Origin of the sequence: Natronosalvus rutilus (assembly GCF_024204665.1) — an archaeon.
In the GTDB taxonomy this organism is placed as follows: domain Archaea; phylum Halobacteriota; class Halobacteria; order Halobacteriales; family Natrialbaceae; genus Natronosalvus; species Natronosalvus rutilus.
Window position 1 is genome coordinate 2,726,968 of the sequence record NZ_CP100355.1, and the last position, 24,409, is coordinate 2,751,376.

The window sequence follows — 24,409 nt, forward strand, 5'->3', positions numbered from 1 at the left end:
CAGGAACATCCCCGTCTACCCCAAACCATGAACGAAGTGCAACTGGAGGTCGCGAAAGCGTACCCGAACGACTCGGGCCGCGGCATCGCCCGTCTCGACCCGGACACCTTGCTTCACCTGAAGCTGAGTCCGGGCGACATCATCGAGATCGAAGGGTCGGAGACGACCGCTGCGAAGGTCTGGCGTGCGGACCGTCAGGACTGGAACACGGATACCGTCCGCATCGACGGGTTCACCCGCCAGAACGCCGACGTCGGCATCGGCGAACGCGTCACGATCCGGAAGGCCGAGGCCACGAAGGCGAACACGCTGGTGCTCGCTCCCCCGGAGGAGGCCTCCGTCCAGTTCGGCTCCGACGCCGCCGGCATGGTGAAACGCCAGATCCTCAAGCGGCCGGTCGTCGGTCACGACATCGTCCCCGTGATGAGCTCGACGAACCACCCGTTCATGCGCTCGCCGGGCCAGGCGATCCCGCTGATCGCCGTCGAAACCGATCCCGAGGGCGTCGTCCTCATCACCGAGGACACCGACGTCGAACTCCGCGAGGAGCCCATCTCGGGCTTCGAGAAGACCGGCGGCGGGATCACCTACGAGGACATCGGTGGGTTGCAAAACGAGATCCAGCGCGTCCGCGAGATGGTCGAGCTGCCGATGAAACACCCCCAGATCTTCAAGAAACTGGGGATCGAGCCCCCGCAAGGGGTGCTCCTGCACGGCCCGCCGGGGACGGGCAAGACGCTGCTCGCGAAGGCCGTCGCCAACGAGACCTCCGCCAGTTTCTTCTCCATCGCCGGCCCCGAGATCATCTCGAAGTACTACGGCGAGTCCGAACAACAGCTCCGCGAGATTTTCGAGGACGCCAGCGAGGAGTCCCCCGCGATCATCTTCATCGACGAACTCGACTCAATCGCCCCCAAGCGCGAGGACGTCACCGGCGAGGTCGAACGCCGCGTCGTCGCCCAGTTGCTGACTATGATGGATGGCCTCGAGGCTCGCGGTCAGGTCATCGTCATCGCCGCGACCAACCGCGTCGACAGCGTCGACCCTGCCCTCCGTCGGCCCGGTCGGTTCGACCGCGAGATCGAGATCGGCGTCCCGGACGAGGTCGGCCGCGAGGAGATCCTGCAGATCCACACCCGCGGGATGCCCCTCTCCGACGACGTCAACCTCTCGCACCTGGCCGACGAGACCCACGGCTTCGTCGGCGCGGACATCGAGAGCCTGACCAAAGAATCCGCGATGAAGGCCCTGCGGCGGTACCTCCCGGAAATCGACCTGGACGAAGAGGACATCCCGCCGAGCCTGATCGACCGGATGATCGTCAAGCGCGAGGACTTCCGCGGCGCCCTCGCCGAGGTCGAACCGTCGGCGATGCGGGAAGTCCTCGTCGAGTTGCCGAAGGTCAGCTGGGACGACGTCGGCGGTCTCGACGAGGCGAAAGACCAGGTCAAGGAGTCCGTCGAGTGGCCCCTGCGCGAGCCACAGAAGTTCGAGCGGATGGGCATCGACCCACCCGCAGGCGTCTTGCTGTACGGGCCGCCGGGCACCGGAAAGACGCTCATGGCGAAGGCCGTCGCCAACGAGACTAACGCCAACTTCATCTCCGTGCGCGGCCCGCAGTTGCTCAGCAAGTGGGTCGGCGAGTCCGAGAAGGCGATCCGTCAGACCTTCCGGAAGGCCCGGCAGGTCTCCCCGACGGTGATCTTCTTCGACGAACTCGACTCGCTCGCCCCAGGCCGCGGCGGCGAGGTTGGGTCGAACGTCTCCGAACGAGTCGTCAACCAGCTACTGACCGAACTCGACGGCCTCGAGGAGATGGAGGACGTGATGGTGATCGGCGCGACGAACCGGCCGGACATGATCGACCCCGCCCTCCTCCGGTCGGGTCGCTTCGACCGACTGGTCATGCTCGGCGAGCCCAACACCGAGGGTCGCGAACGGATCCTCGAGATCCACACCGACGACACGCCCCTGGCCGCGGACGTCAGCCTGCGCGAGATTGCCGAGATCACGGAGGGGTACGTCGGCAGCGACCTCGAGTCGATCGGTCGGGAGGCGGCGATCGAAGCCCTTCGCGAGGACGACGACGCCGACATCGTCGAGATGCGCCACTTCCGGAAAGCGATGGAAAACGTGCGCCCGACGATCAACGAGGACATCCTCGAGTACTACGACCAGATCGAACAGCAGTTCAAGGGCGGTGGAAACCGGGTCGAACCCGGCACGGGTCGCCGGGGCAGTCGTATCGGGTTCCAGTAACGTACGGTCGTACGGCCGGCGTAATTCGGGTTCCCACCGGTCGTAATCGGTTCTTTCTCGCAGACGTCGAATCGACTCAACCCAGTAATCACGGCTTACACGAGTGAACTGAATCGATTCCACTGAAACGCAGTATCCGATATTTACGCGTCCACGGCGTAGGTATCGGCGATCAGGTAACCAATGCCAGGGCCTCGAGCGACACAGAACAGTCGCCTCGCAACCGACCAGGAAGCGCCCGGAGAAGCCGGTTCCACGCCCGAACAGGAAGGCGAGCGCAGATCCACGACCGAGAGTTTCATCGAGCGCCTCCGCGTTGCGAGTTTCTGGACGGCAATCGTACTGCCGATCGCGTACCTGCCGATACTGGCCATCAGTTCAGACGGGACACGAACGGGTTTGTTCGTCGCCCTGCTCGCCGTCCACCTGGTGGCGCTCTACGCCGGCCACGCGCACGAACTCGAGCGGTAGTTCGCAGTGCCAGTTTCGAATGGTGGTTCGCGGTACCAGTTTCGAACGGTATTCACACTGGTAGTTTTAAACGGAGGTTCGCGTTGCTAGTCCGTTCTACAGTCGTCGGCCACTCCACTCTGCATCGTTCATCCAATTCCTGAGAATGTCCACCCACCACAAAAGTCATGGTGACCGACTCGAATTCTCTCTATCATGGTCAATATCGATCCAACGGCCCTCGGACTCGAGTTCGGTGGTGGTGCAGCCATCGGCGCTCTCATGGGCTTCGCCGCGAAGAAAATCGCTAAACTTATCGCCGTCATCATCGGCGTGCAACTCGTCATATTCCGGTACCTCGAATCACAGGGCATCCTCATCGTCGATTGGAGCGCGCTGTCGAACGGACTGATCAAAACCTCAGAACACGCGGACCCGAGCTACCTCGAGTCGTTCATCTCGACGATGTCCGTCGGGGCCGGCTTCACGGCCGGCTTCCTGATCGGATTCCGTCGCGGATAACTGTTTTTTCGAATTTCGCGCGTCGAACGATCGCTACCGCGTGCTCAACTCCCCTTTGTCGCTGACGATCTGCGTCTCCGCTTCGCCGCTCGTGTTCTCGTTGACGACGTCGTAGAAGTCGTTCTGCAACCCCGCCGGGAACGTGATGACGCCAATCCAGGAGCCGTCGGGTTGCCACTCCTCACGCTCGAGGTCGCCGTACTGGCGGATCTTCGCCTGGGCACTCCCGGCGTATTCCGGAGGGATCTGGACGGCGATGGTGATCTCTTCGAACCGGATCGGGATCACGGGACGGAGGGCGTCGAGGGCGTCGTCGACCTGCTCGCTCGCCGGTTCCATCGGATCGACCGTGAATCCGGCCTCCTCGAGGGCGTTCTCGATCCGCTCGGGGGGATGGGGCGCGTCGTCCATCTGCGGGTTGATGGCATTTCGCGCGATGGTCGTGATCAGTTCCTTTCGCTTCTGTTCTTGCATCTCGCGGCGCTGGTCGGCCGTGATCTGGATCTCTCCACGTTTGATGACTTCGGGGATAATCTCGAGGGGATCCGTGGTGTCGAACACGTCCTCGAGGTCGTTCTCGGCCGGCCGGTCGCCCGTCGAGGCGTTGTCGAAGACGTCCTCCGCGGCGATGACGTCCTCGAGGTCGCCGTCGAACTCGCCGCGTTTGATCGCCAGTGCTGCGTCCGGGTCGACAAGCACTTCGAAGCGCGCGCCGTGTGACTCGAGTCGCGCGGTGACTGCCTCGTCGAGCGATATCATACCCGAAGATATCCGCGGGCGGTTACAAGAGTGTTTCCCGTCGGGCGGTAGCGATGTCGGGATGGGGACGAGGGCGGGGACGAGGCGGAGCAACGTCCTCCGCGGCGTGGGTCGCCGTCGCGATTGCGAAGGTTACTCGTCGCCGTCGCCTTCGGCTTCGTCGTCGCCTTCGTCGAGCAGTTCGTTCTCCACGAGGTACTCCTCGATGCGGTCGTCGTCGAACTGGACGAACGACTCCGTCTCGGCGTCGATCGTCGCCAGGCCGACTTCAGTGGGGAGGAGGGAGTCGTCGTTGACCGACGCGAGTGCCTCGAGCGCGAGCGCGACGCCGCTGTCGAGGTCCGCCTCCTCGTCGTAGTTCTCCTCGAGGAAGCCCTGGAGTTCGCCGCGTTCGGCGCCGACGGCGAGGGCTTTCCACTCGTAGGGCGTTCCCGACGGGTCGGTCTCGAAGAGGCGGGGTTCGCCGTTCTCGATGCCGCCCACGATGAGCGCGACGCCGAACGGGCGGGCGCCGCCGACCTGGGTGTACTGCTGGATGTGGTCGGTGATCTCTTTGGTCAGGCTCTCGACGCCGATGGGTTCGCCGTAGCGGAGGTGGTTGACCTGCGCGCGCCGCCGAGCGAAGTCGATGAGTTGGCGAGCGTCGGCGACGTGGCCAGCGCTCGCGATGCCGATGTGGTCGTCGGCCTTGTGGATCTTCTCGACGCTCGAGTCCTCGAGCAGCGGCGACGGGATCCGCTTGTCGACGGCCAGGACGACGCCGCCAGCCGTTCGGATGCCGATGCTCGCGGTGCCACGTTTGACCGCCTCGCGGGCGTACTCTACCTGGTAGAGTCGGCCGTCTGGCGAGAAGATCGTGATGCCGCGGTCGTACGCCTGCTGTTGGGCTTGTCCCTGCATAGTATCACGTTAACGTTAGATCGGAATCGAGGGGTGTCGTGGTGACGGTCGCGTCATCGAGTCGTGGTGAAACGGCGTCGGCACCGGTTCCATCGGGACGAGTGGCTGCTCCCGGATGACCGCTATCGGCACCAGTCATCGCCACAGGATGGAAACGACGCTCGTTCGCCCGACGACTCGGTCAGCGATGTCGAACACGACGAATCTCTCTACCCGACCTTACCGGCGGCGTCCTAAATAGTTTTCTTCCTCCGGCCTCGCTTACCGCGGTCCGGGGACGTATTCGTCGTGAGTGTTCCCCTCGAGCGTCGGGCTCGAGAAACAGGGAGGGGGGGGGTCGTCGATCGAACGCCCCATCACAGATGGGACTCGGCCGCCCGAATCGTTCCGCTCACGCCCCGAACCACCAGACCCAGCGGCGCGTCGTCGACGCTGTGGACGCAGGCGACCGCGGCTCGAGCGCGGTCGACCTCGCCGTGGCGGACGCGAATTATCGCCTCCCCGTTCCCTGTATCGGCGTCGAATCGGAATCGGACGACCGCCAGGTCGGCGTCCGCACTCCCCGGATCGCCGAGGAGGTTCTGGCCGGCGTACCAGACCTCCCGCTGGAAGGCCCGCCGACCAATAGCGTCGTCGGGCCGGGTCTCGAGGGCGACGGCGAGGTATCGCCAGCGCGGTCGGAGGTGTTTGGGGAGGTGTTTCATCTGCGTCGGCTCACGACTCCTGGTTCTCGGCGCGCTCGGCGACCAGGACACCGACCTGGTCGTGAACGCGCTCGACGGCCGTCAGCGAGAAGCCGGCGTCGGTGAACGCGTCTGCCAGCGTTCCGACCGTCGCCGGGTCGTCGACCGATGGGTCGTAGAACGGCTCGCTCGGATCCGGTTCGCCGAAGAACATCACGTCCCCGAGGACGAATCGTCGAGGCTCGAGGGCGGCGATGACGTCGATGGCTTCGCGCTTCTCGTCGTCCGCGAGGTGGTGCATGGCGAAGTTCGAGGTGACGATATCGACGGAGACGCGGTCGTCGACGTCGGGTTCGCGGAAGGTTCCGTAGTCGAAGGAGATGTTTTCGAGGCCGCGCTCCTCGGCTTTCGTGCGCGCTTCGTCCATCATGCCCTCGCTGATGTCCCGGCCGATCACCCGCTCGGCGTCGGGTGCGAGGGCGAGAGCGATCGCCCCGGTTCCAGCCCCGAGGTCGAGGACCGTCTCGTCGGATTCTGGGGTCGCGTGTTCGATAACCAGATTCGCGCACGCGCGGTATTCGTCGCTCTTCGAGTCGTCGTACTCACTCGCCTTCTCGTCGAATCGAGCCGCGTGATCCGCCACGCTTCGTTTCATATCGTCCACGTTCGACCCCCGGTTCAATGAACGAATCGGACTGGATCCGTCGGTTGCGCGCCGCGAGGGTTTTCCAGGCTTCGAGGCCGTCGACGATCCACTCGCGATCGAAGCCGAGTTCGACGCCGAGCGCGCAGAGTTCTCTGGGCGCCCGTACCTCGAGTGGCCCCTCGGGGTCGCCGCTGACGACGTACGGCGCGTCGTAGTAGTCGACGATCTCCTGGAGTTTGCGAAGCGACTGGATGGCCCGAACCCGGCGACCGCCCGTGGTTCGGAGGACGTCCGCAAAGGAGAACTCGAGGCGAACGCCGTTAGCTGCGGCGGCTTTCGCCAGGACGTGGTTGACGTCGCCGGAGCCGTCCATTGGATGGGCGAGCACGTCGACTTTGTCGGTTTCGACGGCGAACCGGTTGAGTGCGTTCGTGCCGCCGTGGATCGCCAGGACCGTGTACTGCGGTCGGTAGTTCCCCACCGAACCGCTGGCTTGGTGCGGGTCGTCGGCCCGAATTTCGATGCCGTCGACGACGTCGATGCCGTGCTCCTCTCCGAGTTCGTCGGCATCGAACTCGAGTCGCGAGCCGTCGTGATTACGAACGACCACGCCATCGAAGCCGTAACTTGCGGCAGTTTCGACGACGCGGGAGACGGCCTCGGCGTCCGTCTCGACCCCGTCGGCGTCGGCGTTCACGCGAACGGCCTCGTACATACGCGTCTCGAGGGACGGTGTTGACTTGTGGTTTGCGACCGTATACGTGGAGAATTGCTACCGATAAGAACAGCCCCGGACAACCGACGTGGCCGGACGCGGGGCTCGAGCATTGCGAGAGCCCCGCGTTTCGGGGGAGGGCAGGCCCCACACCAGTTTGTACCGCGAGCGAACGTGTGAGCGAGCGGACCGACGAGCGATGTGAGAGAACGGAGTGAACGAACGGAGGGAGGAGTGCTTTTGGTCGAGCTTTTACCGAGTGCCAGCGCGTCGTGCGCCAGCTACGCTGGCGTCGACGCGAAACAATCGCAGCGTAAAAGGTCGGTTCTCTAGTTCAGAATACTCTGAGCGACCGTCGCGAGCTGGCCGTTGTCGGCCTCGTCGAGGCGCTCGTCGCCGATTTTGAGGCGCAGTCGCGGACGACCGACGTCGATCGGGACCTTCTCGGTGTCGATCAGGCCCATGTCCTCGAGCTTGGTCTTCGTTCGGCTGAACGTCGCCTTGCTGGCGATGCCGACGTCCTCGCCCCACTTGCTGATGTCGTAGAGCAGGGCCTCGTTCTTCGCGGCCACGAGCAGCGAGATGGTCACTTCGTCCAGGCCGTCACCATCGCCGCGGGCGGTCTCGAGCGAGTTGAGGATCGCCGTGAAGTCCTCCTCGGCCTCGGCGCTGATCTCGTCGGTGAGGGTCTCGCGGACGCGCGTGATCGGCGGCGTCCGGAGGTTGAAGTCGTCTGCCTCCTCCCAGCGGCCGGCGTAGGTGTCGAACGCGGACTCGACGAACTCCTCGTCCTCGGTGACGAGCCCGCCGACGCGGTCGCCCGCGTGGACGACGGCGACGACGCTGTCTTCGGTGATGAGCAGGGAGTTTTCGGGGGCCTGCTCGAGGGTGCGCAGTTCGAGGGCGCCGTCGGCGATGAGGTCGGCGGCGTTCGAGGCGACGATGAAGTCGTCCATGACGTCCTTGAGCGTGCGGTCGTCTGCGAGCATGTGGACGGTCGGGAGGTCGCCGTCGAAGGCCGTCGCGACGGTGACGAACTCGTCGATGGCGTCCCAGGACGGGTTGATCATGTATACGTCGCCAGTCGTCTCCTCGAGGACGGACTCGAGGATATCGTCAATCTGGTGGTTGAGTAAATTCGAAGCCATGCGTATACACAAGTAATTGATCGCCAACTACTTAATATTATTGGCCCAAATTCCCCCAGACCTTGTGGTTAACGCCTAGATGAGGTGATTTTTGTCGCTTTTCTCGGCATTTCTCCCGATCGGCAGAGAGTTTAGCTAGCAAACCACATACAGAAAGCCGTCCGGCACCGGTCCGTACCGAAGTTCCATCGACAGTGACAAATAGTCCCCCACCCATGCTAGACAGTCACACAATAGCAACAGTTAACTTCCCTGAATGCCATTCCTGTTGTCGTATGGGTGTCACGGATACGCGACCGTGGGGACGAGAGCGAAGAACCGTCGAACAGTCGATCCAGGATTACGAGACGACGACCGACGCGTCCAGCCGAATCAGCACTTACGGAGGCCCCTGACCGCCAAACTCGCCGGCGAGTTCGGTCGACCAGTAGACGTCACCGTCGTAGATGACCGCGACGTTCGATTCCGCGAGAAACGCCGCTAATTCTGCTCGATTGAGCGTGAACGTCGCTGGTGACCCACAGAGGTAGCTGTACTCGTTGTCGGCCGCGTGCGGGAAGTAATAGAGGCCGTTGACCCGCGTGGAGTAACACTCGAGCTCGAGCAAGTAGCGGCCGTCCTCCAGTCGGTCGATGGTCGCCGTCGTCGGCAACTCGAGGTTGCCGCCCGTCAGCGCGTGCGTGCCGTCGCCGACGACGGCGTAGTCTTTTCCCATCATGATCCGTCGCCTGGCGAGCCGCATCGCGCGCTCGAAGCTGAAGCCGTGGACGAGGAGTTTCGCGAACGTCGCGCCCACCTTCAGCGCGTGGTCGTTGAGCACTTGCGTGAACGTCACCGCCCCCGCGACGCTCCCGCGTTCGATGAGTCCCATTCCCTCGTAGTACGAGCCACAGGCGTTGAGGAAGAACGTCTCGACGCGACACTGCTCGAGGCTCGAGACCGAGAGCGATCCGTCCGAGCACCGGAAGCCACCGGTCTCGCAGTGGCCGATGTAGTGGACGAACGCATGGTCGTCCTCGAGCATTCGCGCGAGGGCGTCGGTCGTGAGGTGTTCCTCGACGCGAACGTCGAGGGAGAGTTCCTCCGCTCGCTGCTGATAGATTTCGGCGACCCGTTCGCGCTCGCCGGCCATCTCGGGATCGTTCAGGACGACGCGGATCGACGTCGACTCGGTGTCGCGCTCGAGAAACCGGAGGCGATTCCGGTAGGCGCCGACGGTCGATTTGAACACGTCGATGGGGACGCCGTCTGCGAGCCAGCCGTGGACGCGTCCGCCCCGAAGTTCCGGCTTGACGATGTTGACGGACGCGACCTTCCCGGCCCCGGACGGCCCGCTGCGGTAGAAGTCGGTGAGCGAACGCTCGACCAGTTCCCGTCCCTCGAGCGCAGACGTCCTGGGCGTGAAGATCAGGCTGAGGCGGTCGAGCAGGTAGGGAATCCCCTCGACACTCGCGGCGTTTGGCTCGACGTACGTCGAGAGGTGCCACTCCGGCAAGCGGTGTTTGACCGCGGCGTAGGGAACGTCGAGATACGTCGATAGTCGCTCCTGGGGCGTCGCGTGGTACAACCGATCCGCGTCGAGGTCGAGGACGTCCAGGAGGCTCGATTCCGCGAGCGTGGTGCCGTAAGGTCCGGCGTTGCGAACGAGACAGTCTAGGAAGAACCACTGACGCAGGCACTGTTCGGCGTTGCGCTCGAGGTCGGGCATCGGCGCGAGTTCGTGCTCGCGGGCGACCGACGGGAGGCGAATCCGTGGCGTCGCGTCGGGTTCGGTCCTAACCGTCGCCTGCAGGTAGTATGCGAGCGGTGCCGTCACGAACAGCGTGTCGTAACACGGCGGGACGACGAGTTCGATGCCGGGCTGAGTCGCCTGCTCGAGGACCGAGTCGGGTGCCGAAAACGTGGGCCCGGTCTCGAGCAGCGGCGGATGACCGCGGAGCGTCGGGTACGTCCGATCAGGTGAGTCGGTCTTGATCGACGATGAGAGCGCGGAGAGGCCGCGAGCGAATCCGGCGGGCGTGTCGGGTATCGTGATCGTCTCGGCCGGAAGTTCGTGACGGCTCCGGAAGCCGAGGATGGTTCGCATGCGCTCGGGGAAGGAGACGATCAACGAGGAATAGTCCGGCGCGCGCTGGACGACAGCCTCTCCCGAGAACCGGAGGTAGGTCTTGATGCCCGTGTCGATGTCGAGGACGTACTCGCCGGGAGGAAGCGTCATCGAGTGTTGGTCCGGCTCGAGGTGGAATCGTTCGTCGCGGCCGAGCGAGAACGCGTAGACGACGGCGTGAGGGAATCGGAAGGTGGTAGCCGTCACCGCGACGGTGTCGTCGACCGGCCGCGAGATGTCTGGGCCGGGGCCTTCGACGTCGAGGCCGATTCCCTGCACGCGGAGTTCGGCGTTGTCCGCGTCGACGACTCGCAGGTGGGTGTCGTCGTCGGCCACCTCCCACTCTATCATTCGAGTTATTGAATCTCCGCCCGTGAAGTTAGTTGTATCGCCTTATTAGTTGTATATCTTCCATTTCCTTCTCTGGATCCGCTGTACGGTTCCGACCGTTCGCGGCCCACGTTGCCGGGGAAAGGTACACTTATACAGCGTCCGGGCGCCACTCGAAATATGGACCACGACCACGTCCGAGGGGTCGACCCCGTCGTCGCCGACGCGCTCGAAGGTGAGATCGAACGACAGCAGGACACGCTGTCGATGATCGCCAGCGAGAACCACGTCAGCCGCGCCGTTCTCGACGCCCAGGGGAGCGCGCTCACGAACAAGTACGCCGAGGGCTACCCCGGCGCGCGCTACTACGGCGGCTGTCGGTACGCCGACGAGGTCGAACAACTTGCCATCGACCGCGCAACGGAACTCTTCGGCGCCGAGCACGTCAATGTCCAGCCCCACTCGGGCACGCAGGCCAACCAGGCCGTCTACTTCGCGATGCTCGAGCCCGGCGACAAGATTCTCTCGCTCGACCTGACCCACGGCGGCCACCTCAGCCACGGCCACCCCGCGAACTTCACCGGCCAGCTCTACGAGGTCGAGCAGTACGAGGTCGATCCCGAAACAGGGTACCTCGATTACGACGGCCTCGCCGACCACGCCGCCGAGTTCGAACCGGACATCATCGTCTCGGGATACTCCGCGTACCCGCGAGAGGTCGAGTGGGAACGTATCCAGGACGTCGCCGAAGAGGTTGACGCGCTCCACCTCGCCGACATCGCCCACATCACGGGGCTCGTGGCCGCGGGCGTCCACTCCTCGCCCGTCGGCGTCGCGGACTTCGTGACCGGCTCGACCCACAAGACGATTCGTTCCGGACGGGGCGGCATCGTCATGACGAACGAGGAGTACGCCGACGATATCGATTCCGCCGTGTTCCCCGGCGGCCAGGGTGGTCCGCTCATGCACAACATCGCCGGCAAGGCCGTCGGCTTCGGCGAGGCCCTCGAGCCCGAGTTCGAGACCTACGCCGAACGGACGGTCGCCAACGCGAAGGCTCTCGGCGAAACGCTCGCTGACCACGGGCTCTCGCTGGTTTCGGGCGGCACCGACAACCACCTCGTGCTCGTGGACCTCCGGGAGTCCCACCCCGATACGACCGGCGGAGACGCCGAAGAGGCGCTCGAGGACGCCGGCATCGTCCTCAACGCGAACACGGTACCCGGCGAGACGCGCTCGGCGTTCAATCCGAGCGGCATCCGGGCGGGGACCCCGGCGCTGACGACCCGTGGCTTCGACGAGGACGATCTTCGAACCGTCGGCGACCTCATCGCGCGCGTGATCGATTCGCCCGACGACGAGGACGTGATCGCCGACGTGAGCGAGTCGGTCGACGAGCTCTGTGCGGCGAACCCGCTCTACGAGTGAGTCACTGAGCGGCTAATTTTTGAGCTGTGGGCGCCTTTCTGTGCATCGATTCGGGCCACGCAGTTGCTGCTCGAGCCGACTAGCGATCACCGCTCGAACCGACTCACGAGCGCGGCGACGACGAGGTAGGCTGGCAAGCAGATCGCGAGGACGGCGGTGACGAGTCCCCAGTCCGAAACGGTTAGCGGGATCGTCCCGAAGTACCGATTGAGCGGCGTGTAGAGCACGGCGAGCTGGAGCGCGATCGAGATCGTGACAGCGATCGCTAGCCACCGGTTCGAGAACGTCGGCGTCTCGCGTACCCAGCGGATAACGTAGAGCTTCTCGAACTCGAGGAAGACGAACGCCGTGAACACCATCGTCATCGCATATGGCGTCACTTCGGCAGCGCCCTCGAGCGTCCACAGCATGAGCGCGAGCATCACGACGGTGGTCACGGCCCCGAAGCCGCCGATCAGGCCGAGCATCTGCCGCTCGACGATGTCGCGGCCGTGGTCCCGCGGCGGGCGGTCCATCACGTCCGCGCTACGCGGATCGGCGCCAAGCGCGAGCGCCGGGAGCCCGTCGGTCAGAAGGTTGATCCACAGGAGCTGGACGGCCGGCAGGATCAGGTAGCCGTACAGGGAGGCGAGGAACACGAGCGCAACCTCCGCGACGTTGGCGCTGAGGAGGTAGGCGACGAACTTCCAGATGTTGTCGAAGATCGTCCGCCCGCGCTTGATCGCGCGCTCCATCGTCGCGTAGTTGTCGTCGAGCAGGACGATGTCCGAAGCTTGCCGGGCGACGTCCGTCCCCCGAATACCCATTGCGACGCCCACGTCCGCGTTCTTCAATGCCGGCGCATCGTTGACGCCGTCGCCCGTCATCGCGACCTCTCGCCCCCGCCCCTGGAGGGCCTGCAAGATTCGAACCTTGTGTTCGGGCGAGGTACGAGCGAACACGTCGACGGTCGTAACCCGCCGGGCGAGCGTCTCGGCATCCATCCCCTCGATCTCCCGCCCTTCGAGGACGCTCGTCCCGAGTCCGAGGGTGTCGGCGATGGCCCGCGCCGTCCGAACGTTGTCCCCGGTCACCATCTTCACGTCGATTCCGGCACTCCTAGTTGCCGCGATTGCGTCGGCGACCTCCGTGCGTGGTGGGTCGATCATCCCCGTCAGCCCGACGAACGTCAGCCCCCGCTCGAGATCCGCGACGTCGGTGGGATCGGCACGGTAGGCCATCGCCAGGACGCGAAGCGCGTCGTCGCCGAACGCCTGGATCCGCCCTTCGACCCGATGGCGGGCGTCGTCACTCATCGGTCTCCGTCCCGCTTCCGTGAGGATCGAATCGCAGTGCTCGAGGACGACCTCCGGTGCGCCCTTGACGTAGCCGACGTCGTCGTGGATCGTCCCCATCCACTTGCGGTCGGAGGAAAACGGGACTTCGTCGCTTCGCGGCGTCCCCTCTCGGAGCGCCTCGACGTCGGCGCCCAGACGCTCGGCTAGCTCGAGCAGGGCCCGCTCGGTCGGGTCACCGTCCTCGAGGGTGGCGTCGTTACAGAGGACGCCGATTCGGACGAGTAACTTCTCGCGATCGGCTGTCCGGCCCGTCTCCGCTTTCGCCAGCTCGGTCTCGGTCTCGTTTTCGATTTCGATCTCGGTCTCGAGGTCACTGTCGTACTCGCCGATAGTCGTGTCGTCCCCGCTCCAGGCAGCGTCGTTTTCGCCTCCTTCGACCCCTCGAACCTCGAGGACCTCGTCGTTGAGCCAGAGTCTGCTGACGGTCATTTGCCCCTTCGTGAGCGTCCCGGTCTTGTCCGTGCAGATGACGTCGACGGCCCCGAGCGCTTCGACGGCGGGAAGCCGACGAACGAGTGCGTTCTCGTCGGACATTCGCCGAACGCCGAGGGCAAGCGTGAGGGTGACGACCGCTGGCAGCCCCTCGGGAATCGCGGCAACGGCGAGCGAGACTGCAGTGAGCGCAGCCTGCACCACCGACGTGTCCCGAACGATCAACAGCGGGACGACCAGCGCCGAGAGGACGAGAACGCCGAGGCCGAGCGTACGGCCCAGCTCGTCGAGTTCCTCCTGGAGTGGCGTCTTCGTCGTTTCGGTCATCGAGAGTTCGTGAGCGATTTCCCCGACCGCCGTTTCCATCCCAGTGTCGGTGACGACCGCACTCGCTCGGCCGCGGGTGATGTTCGTCCCCTTGTAGACCATGCCCTCCCGCTCGGCGAGTGGGGTTTCTGCATCGACGGCGGGTATCGACTTCGACACTGGGGTACTCTCTCCCGTGAGGGTCGCCTCATCGACCTGCAGGTCGCGCTCCTCGAACAACCGACCGTCGGCTGGAACGACGTCGCCGCGACGCAGTTCGACGACATCCCCGGGAACGAGTTCCGTCGCGTCGACGGTTCGGGACTCGCCGGCCCGGCGAACGGTCGCCGTCGGCGCGGCGAGTTTGCGAAGCGACTCGAGGCTCTGTTCGGCCCGGAAGTCCTGTGTGAAGCCGAAGAAGCCGTTGGCGACGACGATGATCGCGATCAGAGCGGCGTCGACGGCGTGGCCCGCCCAGATCGACAGCGCGGCCGCGACCAGCAGCACCCAGATCAAGACGCTATCGAACTGTGCGAGGAGGATCGAAACCGGGGTTCGACCGGCGGTTCTGACGATCTCGTTCGCACCGTCGGTCTCGAGGCGCCGCTCGGCCTCTTCGTCCGATAACCCGTCGGGCCCCGACTCGAGGGTCTCGAGGACGCGCTCCGGTGGGCGTTCGTGCGGATGGGCGACCATCGACTCGACCATCGACGTCGAACGGTAAAGACGCGGGGTGGGCGACGCGGTTCGAGACCGTTGGACGCCCGCGAAGTTGGACGCTCGCGAAACGAGAACACGCCGTCGCATGGAATCTGAAGACGGAGATAAAAACGAAGACGGAGCGGAACAGCTACAGCCGCGGAAAACTCGCGATAGCCCCCGGCACGGGAATAAACGTTAATGCGTGTCCGTGGAATCCCTCCCCAGTGAACAGCATGGAAATCGCGCTCAGGCTGCTCGCTGGAGTCGGTTTGATTCTGGTGAATGCCTACTTCGTCGCCACCGAGTTCGCGCATACCTGAGTCAGGCAGTACCCCTAAAGAGGAGTTCGACGACCTGCTCGAGGCGGAGGAGTTCCAGATCGGTCGTGTAACGTTTTCGCGTAGACGTGGGTAGAGACGTGGATAGCGTCGTTGGATTTGCGGTGGCTCGGTCGCTTTAACGGTCCAGTTCGCCACGCGTCGATAGCCATTATCGGATTCGGTAGCCGTTCGTCGAACCTCGGTAGTCGCTCGCCGCACATCGGTAGCCGTTCGACGACGTCGATCTCAGAACTGGTCTGGAAACGCCTCACAGTTATGACCGCTCCGGTCGAACTCCGCCCCATGTACGACTTCCTCCTCGTTCCGGTCGACGGGAGCGAGGCGTCGACCGTCGCGCTCGAGTACGCCCTCGACATCGCGGCCGACCACGACGCGACCGTGCACCTGTTATACGTCGCCGATACGAACAAACCCAGTCTCGTCCAGACGCAAGGGGCCGTCGTCGACGTGCTCGAAGAGACCGGCGACGACGTGGTCAAGGACGCACGCGAGCGGGCCGAGGCCCGCGGCGTCTCGACCGTCACCGACACGATACAGGGGCAACCGCGGACGGTCATCACCGAGGTGGCCGCCGAGGACGTCGTCGACCTGGTCGTGATGGGGACGAGCGGTGAACGCAGTCTGACCGAACACGTTCTCGGGAGCGTCACCGAACACGTCGTCAACGCTAGCGACAAGCCGGTTCTCGCGGTTCGAGCAGCCGACGACGCGAGCCACCCGTACCCCTACGAAGACGTGCTCGTGCCGACGGACGGCAGCGAACACGCGGAACGTGCCCTCGAGTTGGCGGGTGAAATTGCGCGCGAACACGGTGCCACGCTCCACGTCCTCTCGGTCCTCGAGGACTCGCTGTTCGCCATTGGAACGGACTCGTCGGACGAAACCACGTCAGGGCCGCGTGACCGTGCTCAGGACGCGCTGGCCGAAACCGCCGAGACGATGCGAGCGGGTGGCGTCGACGAAGTGACGACGGCGGTCGAATCGGGATCCGTCCCGAAAGCAATTCGCTCGTATGCTGTCGAACACGGGATCGACCTGATCGCGATGGGGACGCACGGTCGGTCCGGGCTCGATCAACGCCTGCTCGGTTCCAGGACCGAGCGCGTGCTTCGGATCACGCCAGTTCCGGTGCTCACGACGTCACGTCCGGGTTCGATCGATCACCAGTAGAGACAGAGTACGAATCTCGACCGCCGCGTCCACGAAGCGCGCCCTCGAGCGCGCCCGCGGCAGTGAGTAGACACAACAGGTACGTATCTCCAATCCGAACCGATCACCGACGATGAGTCTCCTCGAGAACCTGACGCTGGTATTCGTCGCCGGATTCGTGACTGCCCTCGCAACCGGACTCGGGGCACTCCCGTTTTTCTTCTTCGACGAGATTAGCGACCGGCACAACGTCGTGCTCTGGGGACTCGCGTCCGGGATCATGATCTCGGCGTCGGTGTTCGGCCTCATCGAGGAGGGGCTGGCCGAGGGGACCGCCCTCGAGATCGCGGTCGGAATGGCCGTCGGGGTCGTCCTCGTCGTCCTGGCCCACGACGTGCTCCTCGACGCGGATCTCGACCCTCGAGAGTACGAGGAGGCCGACTTCAAAAAGCTCGTGCTCATCCTCGGCATTCTAACGGTTCACAGCTTCCCGGAGGGGATCGCCGTCGGCGTCTCCTTCGCCGACCTGGGGCTCGAGGGCGGGTTCGGGTTTCTGGGATTCACCGTCCCGCTCCTAGCGGTGTTCATGACGGTCGCCATCTCGATCCACAACATCCCGGAGGGGACGGCGATTTCGATCCCGCTGAAGGCTATGGGCGTCGATCGCTGGAAGATGGTCTGGTGGGCCGTCTTCTCGAGCCTTCCACAACCCATCGGGGCCGTCATCGCCTTCGCGTTCGTCCAAGTGGCCCGAGACTTCCTCCCGTTCGGATTTGGGTTCGCCGCGGGTGCGATGATTTACCTCGTCGTGAGCGAATTCATCCCCGAGGCGCTCGACATCGGCTCGGCGTTGCCACGTGGCGGAAAACCGGAGCTAGCTGGCGGGATCATCGCGGGGGTCCTGGTGATGGTCCCGCTGGCCTTCATCTGACCACGACACTATCGATTCCGTTCGTCCTCGAGTCGAGCACGCCGGGTTTCGAACTCTTCCTCGGAGAGGTCGCCGCGGGCGTACGCCAGGCGCAATTACTCGAGAGCAGGGTCGGTTGCGCCACTTCGCGGGGTGAGCGCTCTGTAGAGCAGGTAGCCGCTCGCGACGACGATGGCGAGAAACAGGGCCCACATCACGAGCCAGGACCACGACATCCCCGTTCCGTCCCACGGGCCACTGCCCATGTGTCCGCTACCCCACATGCCCATCGCCGGCCAGAAGATGGCCATCGCGACGAACGGGACGAGTACGAGGACGACGACGAGGATGAGCAGCGATCGAACCGTGTCACTCGAAGCCATACGTCAACCTTCTCCCGAATTCGTGATAAAGATTCGACCCGGCTGTCCGCGGTAGTCGCGCGTTGCCCGCGAGAACGTCTACGTCGGCGTCGTCCTTCGCCCGACTGACTCGACGCCCACTTCCGAGCATCACATCCCGATCGCCGTCTCGACTCCGTACCCGAGGCCGAACGCCAGGCCGAACGAACCGATCCAGGCGAGGACCGTCACGCCGAGTTTTCGAGGACTGACGCCGCCGGTCCCACCCACGGCCAGTCCGCTACCGATGATCGCGCTGACGATAATCTCGTTGAACGAGACGGGAACGCCGAGTACGACGGCCGTCTGCGCGATCAGAAACGAGGGAACGAGCGTCGAAATCGACCGCCGGGGACCGAGCGAGGCGTACTCCTGGGAGATCGACTTGATCATTCGCGGCGCGCCGGTCCAGGAGCCCACGAGGATCCCGAGTCCGCCACCGGTGAGGATCGCCGTGGTCGAGACGGCCATCGCCGCCTCCTGTTCGACCAGCGGGAGCAGGGGGCCGACCGCGAGTCCGACCTGACTCGCTCCCGCCGAGAAGGCGACGAGGCCACCGAGCGCGAGCAGGAACCGGCGAAGGCCCCCGGCCTGGTCGCGGCTGACGTCCCAGCGGACCAGCAGGCCCACTGGAATCGCGACGAACGCGGTTGCGACCCCCGATCCGACGAGTCCCTCGAGCGGGATAAACCGGCTTCCGGCCGCCGCTAGGGTCCCACCTGCGGACGCGAGGAACGCGAACTCGAGGTTCGCGACGACGGCGCCGACGATCACGGCCAGGATCGGCACGCTCACCCGTTCGGGGACGTCAGCGCGCGGCAGGATACTCGCGATTCCGTAGGCGATCCCGCCGCCGACGAACGGCGTCAGGACCCACAGCGCCCCGATTTCGGCGTACTTCGAGGGAACGGGGTGTCCGCCGAGTGCGAACCCGACGCCGATCACCGCGCCCGTGACGGTGAACGCGGTTGCGATCGGATACCCCGTTACGATGCCGATCGCCATCAGGCCGGCGCCGATCAGGAGAACGACGATGACGGCGCTGGGCGGGAGAGTGACTCCCTGCACGAGGCCGCGGCCGACGGCGTCCGAGACGCTCCCGCCCTGTGTAACCGCGCCAGCGAATCCGAGGATGCCGACCACGAACGCCGCCCGCATGGTCGAGATGGCGTTCGCGCCGACCGCCGGGGCGAACGGCGTCGCGCCGCTCGAGCCGGCGCCGATCACCCAGGCCATGAACAGGCTGGCGAGTGCCGCGACGCTGAAGAGCGCAATCGTTGTGGGATCCATCGTTGGTGACGTGTATGTCGAAAATCTGGTCGTTGGGTCGGAAGTTGGTCCTTGGCTCGAGGGGTGCGTGGGTCGTTGGGCGTGAGTCGTCGAGCGTTGGTCGTGGGGCGTCGGTTGTTGATCGTCGTCGTCGCCTCTCAGTCCGCGCTCGACGGTGTCGTCCCGCTCGAGGCGCGCTGGCTCCGCCAGACGCCCTGGAGGTAGGCGCCGGCGAACATCCCGCCGATCGCCCACAGGATCGTGACGTTCCCGATCCCGAGGCTGGCGTAGGCCGCGCCGGGACAGATTCCGGAGAGGCCCCAGCCGACGCCGAAGATGGCGCCGCCGATCAGGACGTTCCGGTCGAACGACTTCAGGCGACGGCCGTAGGTATCGCCGGTCAGCGGCGCCCGTTCACGGAGTCGCGGCGTGACCCAGAACGCGATGCCCGAGACGATCGCCGCACCGAACATCACGAACAACAGGCCGAAGTCGTCGAACTGGAGGAAATCCAGCACGACCTCCGGCCGGGCCATGTGGCTGTAGGCGAGACCAAACCCGAAGATCAGGCCGCCAACGAGGATCAGCGGCATGAACAGCGGGTGCCGTTCGGGCCCACTCGTGCTCATGGACTCACCCCCAGTGCGGAGACCAGTTGTGCGGTCACAATCGCCACCGCCAGGAACGTCACGACGCCGACGATCGAGGTCTTCGAGGCCGAGCCGACGCCGCAGACGCCGTGGCCCGACGTACAGCCCTTGCCGACGCGCGTGCCGATACCGACGAACACGCCGCCGACCAGGAGTCGCCACGCCTGGACATCGGTCGTCCAGGCGCCGCCCTGCCAGACGACAGCGTAGACCGCCGCCCCCAGGACAATTCCGAGGGTGAAGACGACGCGCCAGTCTCGAGACGCCCGATACTGCTGGAACCGGGACTGGTCCGAGACGTACGACAGCGTCGACTCGAGGAACGTGCTCGCACCGGCGGCGATGCCCGTCCCGAGGTAGATTACGACCGCGCCGAGACCGACGAGTAAGCCCCCGACGGCGTACCGCGAGAGGCCGTTCGGGAAGAGGTCGGCGGGTGGCGTCAGTTGTAGCGGCAGAAGTTCAGCGATCACGGGTATATGGATCAGTCGTCAGCCAGGGAATCCTGGCTGGCGGCGCAGTTGTTCGGACCGAGCTCGAGTTCGAACGCCTCGTCGTCCTCGGCGGTCTGCTGTCCCAGGTTCGTCGCAATGATGTCCTCGTAGTTGGCCGGACGAGGCGGCATGTTCGAGAGGATCAGGTCGACGAACTCGTCTTCGTCCATCGTGAGCGCGTCCATGCGGTCGACGAGCTCGCCGATCGGCGCCGTGTACGTCCCGTCCTCGGCAGGGGCGGCCGCGTCGCTGAAGTGAGCCCCGCCGACGAGCGTGTCCTCGGGTAAGGTCAGCACGCGCTCTTGCAGCGATTCGTACAGCGTGCGCGCGGCGTCTTCCGCCCCGGCGTCGCCCTCCTCGAGGTCCGGTCGGGCGACGCTCTCGACGAACAGGCCGTCGCCGGTCGCGAGCAGGCCGTCGTCGATCAGGTAGGAGGTCATTCCGGAGGTGTGCCCGGGTGTGTAGACCGCCTCGATCGTGGCGTCGCCGACCGCGAATTCGTCGCCGTCCTCGGCCAGCGTCACGTCGTCAGTGTAGGTGACCCCGCGGTCGGCTGCGGGCGCGGGGAGAACGCCCTCGACGCCCTCCTCGGCGAGCGATCGAAGTCCCGAGATGTGGTCCGCGTGTACGTGCGTGTCGAACGCGTACGTCAGGTCGACGCCGAGGTCGTCGGCGTCCTCGAGGTACCGGTCGGTGAAGGCACGCAGCGGGTCGACCACGGCGGCGTCGTCGTTATCGTAGAGCAGGTAGCCCAGACAACCCGAGGAGGGACGCTGGTACTGAAGCAGGGTACCAGCGCCGTCGTAGTTCGTGACTTCGTGGGCCTCGTAGATGCGTGCCCACCCGTTCATCCCGTCCTCGAGGTGGTTGACGTCGTAACCGCGCTCCTCGAGCGCCCCGGCGACGAACTCGCTGGCGCCGCCTTTCGCACAGAGGACGGTGACTTCGCGGTCGTCCGGAATCTGTGCAAGCACGTCGTCGTCGATTTCGTCGTCCAGGAATTCGAAGTACGGGACGTTGATCGTCTCGACGGTGTCACCCTCGATACGCCACTCGTCGTAATCCGATTGCATGCGAGCGTCGAGGATCGTGACCGAATTTCCCTCGTCGATGCTGGCTTTCAACTCCGCAGGCGTGATCGAATCGACTGGAACGTCGGACGTTGGAAAGTCCATTTCGCTCATGGTGTACATCCCTCTGTACCGGGTGCTCCCACTTAAGGGTTTGCATGGTAGTTCCCTGTTTGTACAATACTGCCTCCGTCGTTTGGTCGCCGATATCTCGAATAACGCACGTGGCAGTGCGCACAAGCAGATATAGCCATCACCTCTGCATTGCGGTGGTTCATCACCAGGGCAATAATCGATACTCTTTTATTCTCCCGCCCGGTATTGTGGGATAGCTCCAATACAGAGCACACGATCATCAATGAGTTCAGAGTACACCGTTACGGAGACGCTCGACGTGAAAGGACAGTCCTGCCCAATGCCCATCGTGAAGACCAAGCAGGCCATCGACGACCTCGGCGACGGCGACGTCCTCGAGGTCGTGGCGACCGACTCGGGTAGCATGAGCGACATTCGAGGCTGGGCCGAGGGAACCGACGGCGTCGAGCTCCTCGACCAGGTCGAATCGGACGATCTCTACACGCACTACGTGAAGAAGACTGCGTGAGCATACAATGAGCACCGACAACGCAACCCCATCCATCGACGACACCGAGTTCGACGCCGCCGACATGGAGGCCCTGCTCGAGCGCGTCGAGGAACTCGAGGACACCGTCGCCGACCTGGACGACGACCAGAAGAAGATGACGATCGTCGCCACCCAAGGAAGCTTCGACATGGCGTACCCGCCGCTGATCCTCGCGAGTACGGCAGCAGCCTTCGGCTGGGACGTCGTCGTCTTCCACACGTTCTGGGGGCTCGACATTCTCCACGAGGAGAAGTCCCAGAACCTCAAGCTGAGCGCCGTCGGAAACCCGAACATGCCGATGCCGAACGCCCTCGCCGCGCTCCCCGGGATGGACTCGATGGCGACGAAGATGATGCAGAAGAAAATCGACGAGAACGGCACGGCCACCATCGAAGAGCTCATCGACCTCTCGCTCGAGACCGGGGTTGACCTCCAGGCCTGCCAGATGACCATCGAGCTGATGGACTACGACGAGGACGACTTCTACGACGGCGTGACGACCGGCGTCGGGGCCGCGACGGCGCTCCAGCACATGGCCGAGTCGGACATCCAGCTGCTGGTCTAACCGTGCGCATGGCACCAGACGATGCTATCGGTTCGTGGGCGACGGATCCGAGTTTGCGCGTCATCGAAACTGTCGCCAAGGCCGATGGTATCGCCCCACATGCCTGTAATCCACCGCTCAATGACGTCGTCGATCCGTCCGCTCTCGACCAGCTATTCATGGGAACTGGGCCAGCGGCGTCGTTCAAGCAGGTGAGCTTCGAGTACCGTGGCTACGCCATCACCGTCCACTCCGACGGTCGCGTCACGCTCGAGTGAGAAACTTCGTTCTGTGACTGCATTCGTTCTGTGACTGCATTCGTTCTGTGACCGCGTACGTACTCGAGACGTATCGCTCGCACCCAACTCGAGCGTAGATTCGGTCACGCGTGGGGCGGTGAGAATTGTGAGGCGGTGAGAATGGTGAGACAGTAAGAACGGTGAGGCGGTGAAAACAGTGAGGAGGTTAGAATGGATATTCCCGACGGTCGTGCTGGAGCGAGATCCACTTCTTCTCGGTCATCTCGTTCATGATGTCAGTGCTGTTGTAGCTGCCGACGCCGGACGCCTTCGCTCCGCTGAACGGAACGTGGGCCTCGTCGTTGACCGGCTGGTCGTTGACGTGAACCATGCCCGTCTCCATCCGTTCGGCGATTTGCATTCCCGTTCCGACGTCGCCGGCGTGGACCGATCCCGAGAGGCCGTACTCGGTGTCGTTGTGGACCTCGATCGCCTCATCGATGCTCGAGACGCTGATCACCGGTGCAATCGGGCCGAAGTGTTCGTTGGACGCGGCGGCCATGTCGTTCGTGACGCCGGAGAGCACGGTCGGGGCGACGAGCAGGGAGTCGCTACCCCCGTCTCCATCGCTGTCGCCGTCGACGGCGTCGCTCGCGTTTCCATCGCCGCCGCCATCCATCGGCACCTTCTCGCCGCCCGTCTCGAGCGTCGCCCCGGTCTCGACCGTCTCCTCGACGTAGCCCAGCATCTCGTCGCGCTGGGATTCGTCGATGACCGGACCGACCACCGTGTCGGGGTCGTGGGCGCTTCCCACCGGGAGCGACTTGGCGCGGTCGGTGAGTCGGTCGACGTACTCGTCGTAGACGTCCTCGTGCACGATGTGGCGGTTTATGGAGATACAGACCTGTCCCTGGTGGACGAAGGTCCCGAAGACCGCCGAATCGACGGCCGCCTCGAGGTCGGCGTCGGCGGTCACGATGTGGCCATTGTTTCCGCCCAACTCGAGGGCGATCACGGAGAGGTTCTCGCCGCCGGTCGTCGCGACGCCGCGTCCGACCGGGGTCGAACCGGTGAACGCGACGACGTCGCTCTCGGGGTGAGCGACCACCGGATCGCCAATCTCTGAGCCGCTCCCGGTGACGACGTTCAGCAGGCCGTCCGGTAAGCCCGCCTCTTCGTACAGTTTCGCGAACAGGAGCCCGCCCGTGATCGGCGTGTTCGACGCGGGTTTGAGCACGACGGCGTTACCGGTCGCGATGGCGGGTGCGACGGCCCGCCCGGAGAGATTGAGGGGGAAGTTCCACGGCGAGATGACCGTAACGACGCCCTGCGGTTCCCGCCTGACGAGGTTTTCCTTGCCCGGGACGTTCGAGTCGACCTGTTCGCCCTTCATGCGGCGAGGGAGCGTGGCCGCCTCCATCGCCTGGTCCGCGGCGATCTGGACCGACGTTTCGCCCATAATCCGAGACCCGCCAGCCTCGTGTGCCAGGAGATCCACGATTTCGTCTTCGTACTCCTGAAGCAGGTTCGCCACCTCGAGGGCGACGCGCTCGCGCTCGATGGGCGGGGCTTCTCGCCACTCGGCCTGGGCCGCTGCGGCGGCCTCGAACGCCGCGTCGACGTCGGCTTCCGTTCCCGCGGGGACGCGGGCGATTTCCTCGCGACTCGAGGGGTCCTGGACCGAGATTTCTTCGTCGCCGTCTGATTCCGTCCATTCGCCGTCGATGTAGAACGCGTTCCAGTCTGCGTCAATCGAGAGGGTATCCGGCATATCCTACCTCACGGGAAATCGCTGTGTAATACCCCGGCTTGCCTCTTCAGACGTGGTGAAATTGAGGGACAGGCGCTTCAACTGCCGCGCAGGTAGACTGTCGTACAAGTCGAAATTTGCCAGATCGTTGTGCTGGGCTCACAAACCGCCTCGAGCCCGGTCGCCCTACTCGAAGGTAGGTTCGTCGCCGTTACTGGTGCAGCGTTTTGTCTCCGACCTCGA

Annotated in this window: 23 protein-coding genes and 1 pseudogene; 9 read left to right on the forward strand and 15 right to left on the reverse strand. The window is 64.6% G+C overall.

From position 1 onward, the window contains the following. Positions 1-27: 27 nt before the first annotated feature. The 3 genes from NGM29_RS13020 to NGM29_RS13030 all read left to right on the forward strand — a co-directional run bounded on the left by NGM29_RS13020 (position 28) and on the right by NGM29_RS13030 (position 3,231). The gene (locus tag NGM29_RS13020) at positions 28-2,259 is read left to right on the forward strand and encodes a CDC48 family AAA ATPase (RefSeq protein ID WP_254156717.1); all 2,232 of its coding nucleotides are present in this window, start codon (positions 28-30) and stop codon (positions 2,257-2,259) included. A gap of 183 nt (positions 2,260-2,442) precedes the next feature. Further along, positions 2,443-2,730 (forward strand): DUF8028 family protein, encoded by a 288-nt coding sequence (locus tag NGM29_RS13025; RefSeq protein ID WP_254156719.1) that lies wholly within the window; start codon positions 2,443-2,445, stop codon positions 2,728-2,730. A 195-nt stretch (positions 2,731-2,925) separates the two neighbouring features. Beyond that, positions 2,926-3,231 (forward strand): FUN14 domain-containing protein, encoded by a 306-nt coding sequence (locus NGM29_RS13030; protein WP_254156721.1) that lies wholly within the window; start codon positions 2,926-2,928, stop codon positions 3,229-3,231. Between the two features lie 33 nt (positions 3,232-3,264). Here NGM29_RS13030 and NGM29_RS13035 read toward each other — a convergent pair whose 3' ends face one another. From NGM29_RS13035 to NGM29_RS13065, 7 genes and pseudogenes are all read right to left on the reverse strand, one after another. Further along, complete coding sequence (locus tag NGM29_RS13035; RefSeq protein ID WP_254156723.1) at positions 3,265-3,990, reverse strand: ribosome assembly factor SBDS; 726 nt, start codon at positions 3,988-3,990, stop codon at positions 3,265-3,267. Positions 3,991-4,122: 132 nt separating this feature from the next. Continuing rightward, the gene (gene psmA / locus NGM29_RS13040) at positions 4,123-4,890 is read right to left on the reverse strand and encodes an archaeal proteasome endopeptidase complex subunit alpha (RefSeq protein ID WP_254156725.1); all 768 of its coding nucleotides are present in this window, start codon (positions 4,888-4,890) and stop codon (positions 4,123-4,125) included. A gap of 362 nt (positions 4,891-5,252) precedes the next feature. Beyond that, positions 5,253-5,594, reverse strand: a pseudogene (locus NGM29_RS13045) (Rpp14/Pop5 family protein); the annotation flags it as partial. A 10-nt stretch (positions 5,595-5,604) separates the two neighbouring features. After that, positions 5,605-6,228: a class I SAM-dependent methyltransferase gene (locus tag NGM29_RS13050; protein ID WP_254156727.1), complete on the reverse strand. Its 624-nt coding sequence runs from the start codon at positions 6,226-6,228 to the stop codon at positions 5,605-5,607. Further along, the gene (locus NGM29_RS13055; protein WP_254156729.1) at positions 6,176-6,934 is read right to left on the reverse strand and encodes an RNase P subunit p30 family protein; all 759 of its coding nucleotides are present in this window, start codon (positions 6,932-6,934) and stop codon (positions 6,176-6,178) included. The genes NGM29_RS13050 and NGM29_RS13055 overlap by 53 nt, the downstream gene beginning before the upstream one ends. Positions 6,935-7,263: 329 nt before the next feature. Beyond that, the gene (tbsP, locus tag NGM29_RS13060) at positions 7,264-8,082 is read right to left on the reverse strand and encodes a transcriptional regulator TbsP (RefSeq protein WP_254156731.1); all 819 of its coding nucleotides are present in this window, start codon (positions 8,080-8,082) and stop codon (positions 7,264-7,266) included. Between the two features lie 379 nt (positions 8,083-8,461). Further along, on the reverse strand, positions 8,462-10,540 hold the full coding sequence (locus tag NGM29_RS13065; RefSeq protein WP_254156733.1) for a hypothetical protein: 2,079 nt from the start codon (positions 10,538-10,540) through the stop codon (positions 8,462-8,464). 159 nt (positions 10,541-10,699) lie between these two features. Here NGM29_RS13065 and glyA point away from each other — a divergent pair, with 159 nt between their 5' ends. Continuing rightward, positions 10,700-11,947, forward strand: a complete 1,248-nt coding sequence (gene glyA, locus NGM29_RS13070; RefSeq protein ID WP_254156735.1) for a serine hydroxymethyltransferase — start codon at positions 10,700-10,702, stop codon at positions 11,945-11,947. Positions 11,948-12,033: 86 nt separating this feature from the next. Here glyA and NGM29_RS13075 read toward each other — a convergent pair whose 3' ends face one another. Next, positions 12,034-14,718, reverse strand: coding sequence for a cation-translocating P-type ATPase (locus NGM29_RS13075; RefSeq protein ID WP_254156736.1), 2,685 nt, complete (start codon positions 14,716-14,718; stop codon positions 12,034-12,036). Between the two features lie 629 nt (positions 14,719-15,347). Here NGM29_RS13075 and NGM29_RS13080 point away from each other — a divergent pair. Continuing rightward, a complete protein-coding gene (locus tag NGM29_RS13080; RefSeq protein WP_254156737.1) occupies positions 15,348-16,235 on the forward strand; it encodes a universal stress protein in 888 nt (295 codons plus the stop codon). Between the two features lie 112 nt (positions 16,236-16,347). Next, positions 16,348-17,145 (forward strand): ZIP family metal transporter, encoded by a 798-nt coding sequence (locus tag NGM29_RS13085; RefSeq protein ID WP_254156738.1) that lies wholly within the window; start codon positions 16,348-16,350, stop codon positions 17,143-17,145. Positions 17,146-17,153: 8 nt separating this feature from the next. On the opposite strand, the gene NGM29_RS21375 is transcribed toward NGM29_RS13085, so the two are convergent. The 6 genes from NGM29_RS21375 to NGM29_RS13110 all read right to left on the reverse strand — a co-directional run bounded on the left by NGM29_RS21375 (position 17,154) and on the right by NGM29_RS13110 (position 21,122). Beyond that, the gene (locus tag NGM29_RS21375) at positions 17,154-17,240 is read right to left on the reverse strand and encodes an SHOCT domain-containing protein (RefSeq protein WP_343233698.1); all 87 of its coding nucleotides are present in this window, start codon (positions 17,238-17,240) and stop codon (positions 17,154-17,156) included. Beyond that, positions 17,241-17,507: an SHOCT domain-containing protein gene (locus tag NGM29_RS13090; RefSeq protein WP_311136828.1), complete on the reverse strand. Its 267-nt coding sequence runs from the start codon at positions 17,505-17,507 to the stop codon at positions 17,241-17,243. It abuts the gene before it with no gap. A gap of 129 nt (positions 17,508-17,636) precedes the next feature. Then, on the reverse strand, positions 17,637-18,815 hold the full coding sequence (locus tag NGM29_RS13095; protein ID WP_254156739.1) for an inorganic phosphate transporter: 1,179 nt from the start codon (positions 18,813-18,815) through the stop codon (positions 17,637-17,639). 137 nt (positions 18,816-18,952) lie between these two features. Beyond that, the gene (locus tag NGM29_RS13100) at positions 18,953-19,387 is read right to left on the reverse strand and encodes a DUF6691 family protein (protein ID WP_254160559.1); all 435 of its coding nucleotides are present in this window, start codon (positions 19,385-19,387) and stop codon (positions 18,953-18,955) included. Positions 19,388-19,419: 32 nt separating this feature from the next. Next, positions 19,420-19,917, reverse strand: a complete 498-nt coding sequence (locus tag NGM29_RS13105) for a YeeE/YedE family protein (protein ID WP_254156740.1) — start codon at positions 19,915-19,917, stop codon at positions 19,420-19,422. 11 nt (positions 19,918-19,928) lie between these two features. Then, the gene (locus NGM29_RS13110) at positions 19,929-21,122 is read right to left on the reverse strand and encodes an MBL fold metallo-hydrolase (protein ID WP_254156741.1); all 1,194 of its coding nucleotides are present in this window, start codon (positions 21,120-21,122) and stop codon (positions 19,929-19,931) included. A 244-nt stretch (positions 21,123-21,366) separates the two neighbouring features. Here NGM29_RS13110 and NGM29_RS13115 point away from each other — a divergent pair, with 244 nt between their 5' ends. Genes NGM29_RS13115 through NGM29_RS13125 form a run of 3 tightly spaced genes read left to right on the forward strand, consistent with a single transcriptional unit; the run spans position 21,367 to position 22,455 of the window. Continuing rightward, positions 21,367-21,612 carry a sulfurtransferase TusA family protein gene (locus NGM29_RS13115; RefSeq protein ID WP_253435992.1) on the forward strand — a complete coding sequence of 82 codons (246 nt, stop codon included), beginning with the start codon at positions 21,367-21,369 and terminating at the stop codon, positions 21,610-21,612. Positions 21,613-21,619: 7 nt separating this feature from the next. Continuing rightward, positions 21,620-22,198 (forward strand): DsrE/DsrF/DrsH-like family protein, encoded by a 579-nt coding sequence (locus tag NGM29_RS13120; RefSeq protein ID WP_254156742.1) that lies wholly within the window; start codon positions 21,620-21,622, stop codon positions 22,196-22,198. An 8-nt stretch (positions 22,199-22,206) separates the two neighbouring features. Then, positions 22,207-22,455, forward strand: a complete 249-nt coding sequence (locus tag NGM29_RS13125) for a HalOD1 output domain-containing protein (RefSeq protein ID WP_254156743.1) — start codon at positions 22,207-22,209, stop codon at positions 22,453-22,455. A 187-nt stretch (positions 22,456-22,642) separates the two neighbouring features. On the opposite strand, the gene NGM29_RS13130 is transcribed toward NGM29_RS13125, so the two are convergent. Next, positions 22,643-24,187, reverse strand: a complete 1,545-nt coding sequence (locus NGM29_RS13130) for an aldehyde dehydrogenase family protein (protein ID WP_254156744.1) — start codon at positions 24,185-24,187, stop codon at positions 22,643-22,645. Positions 24,188-24,409: the final 222 nt, after the last annotated feature.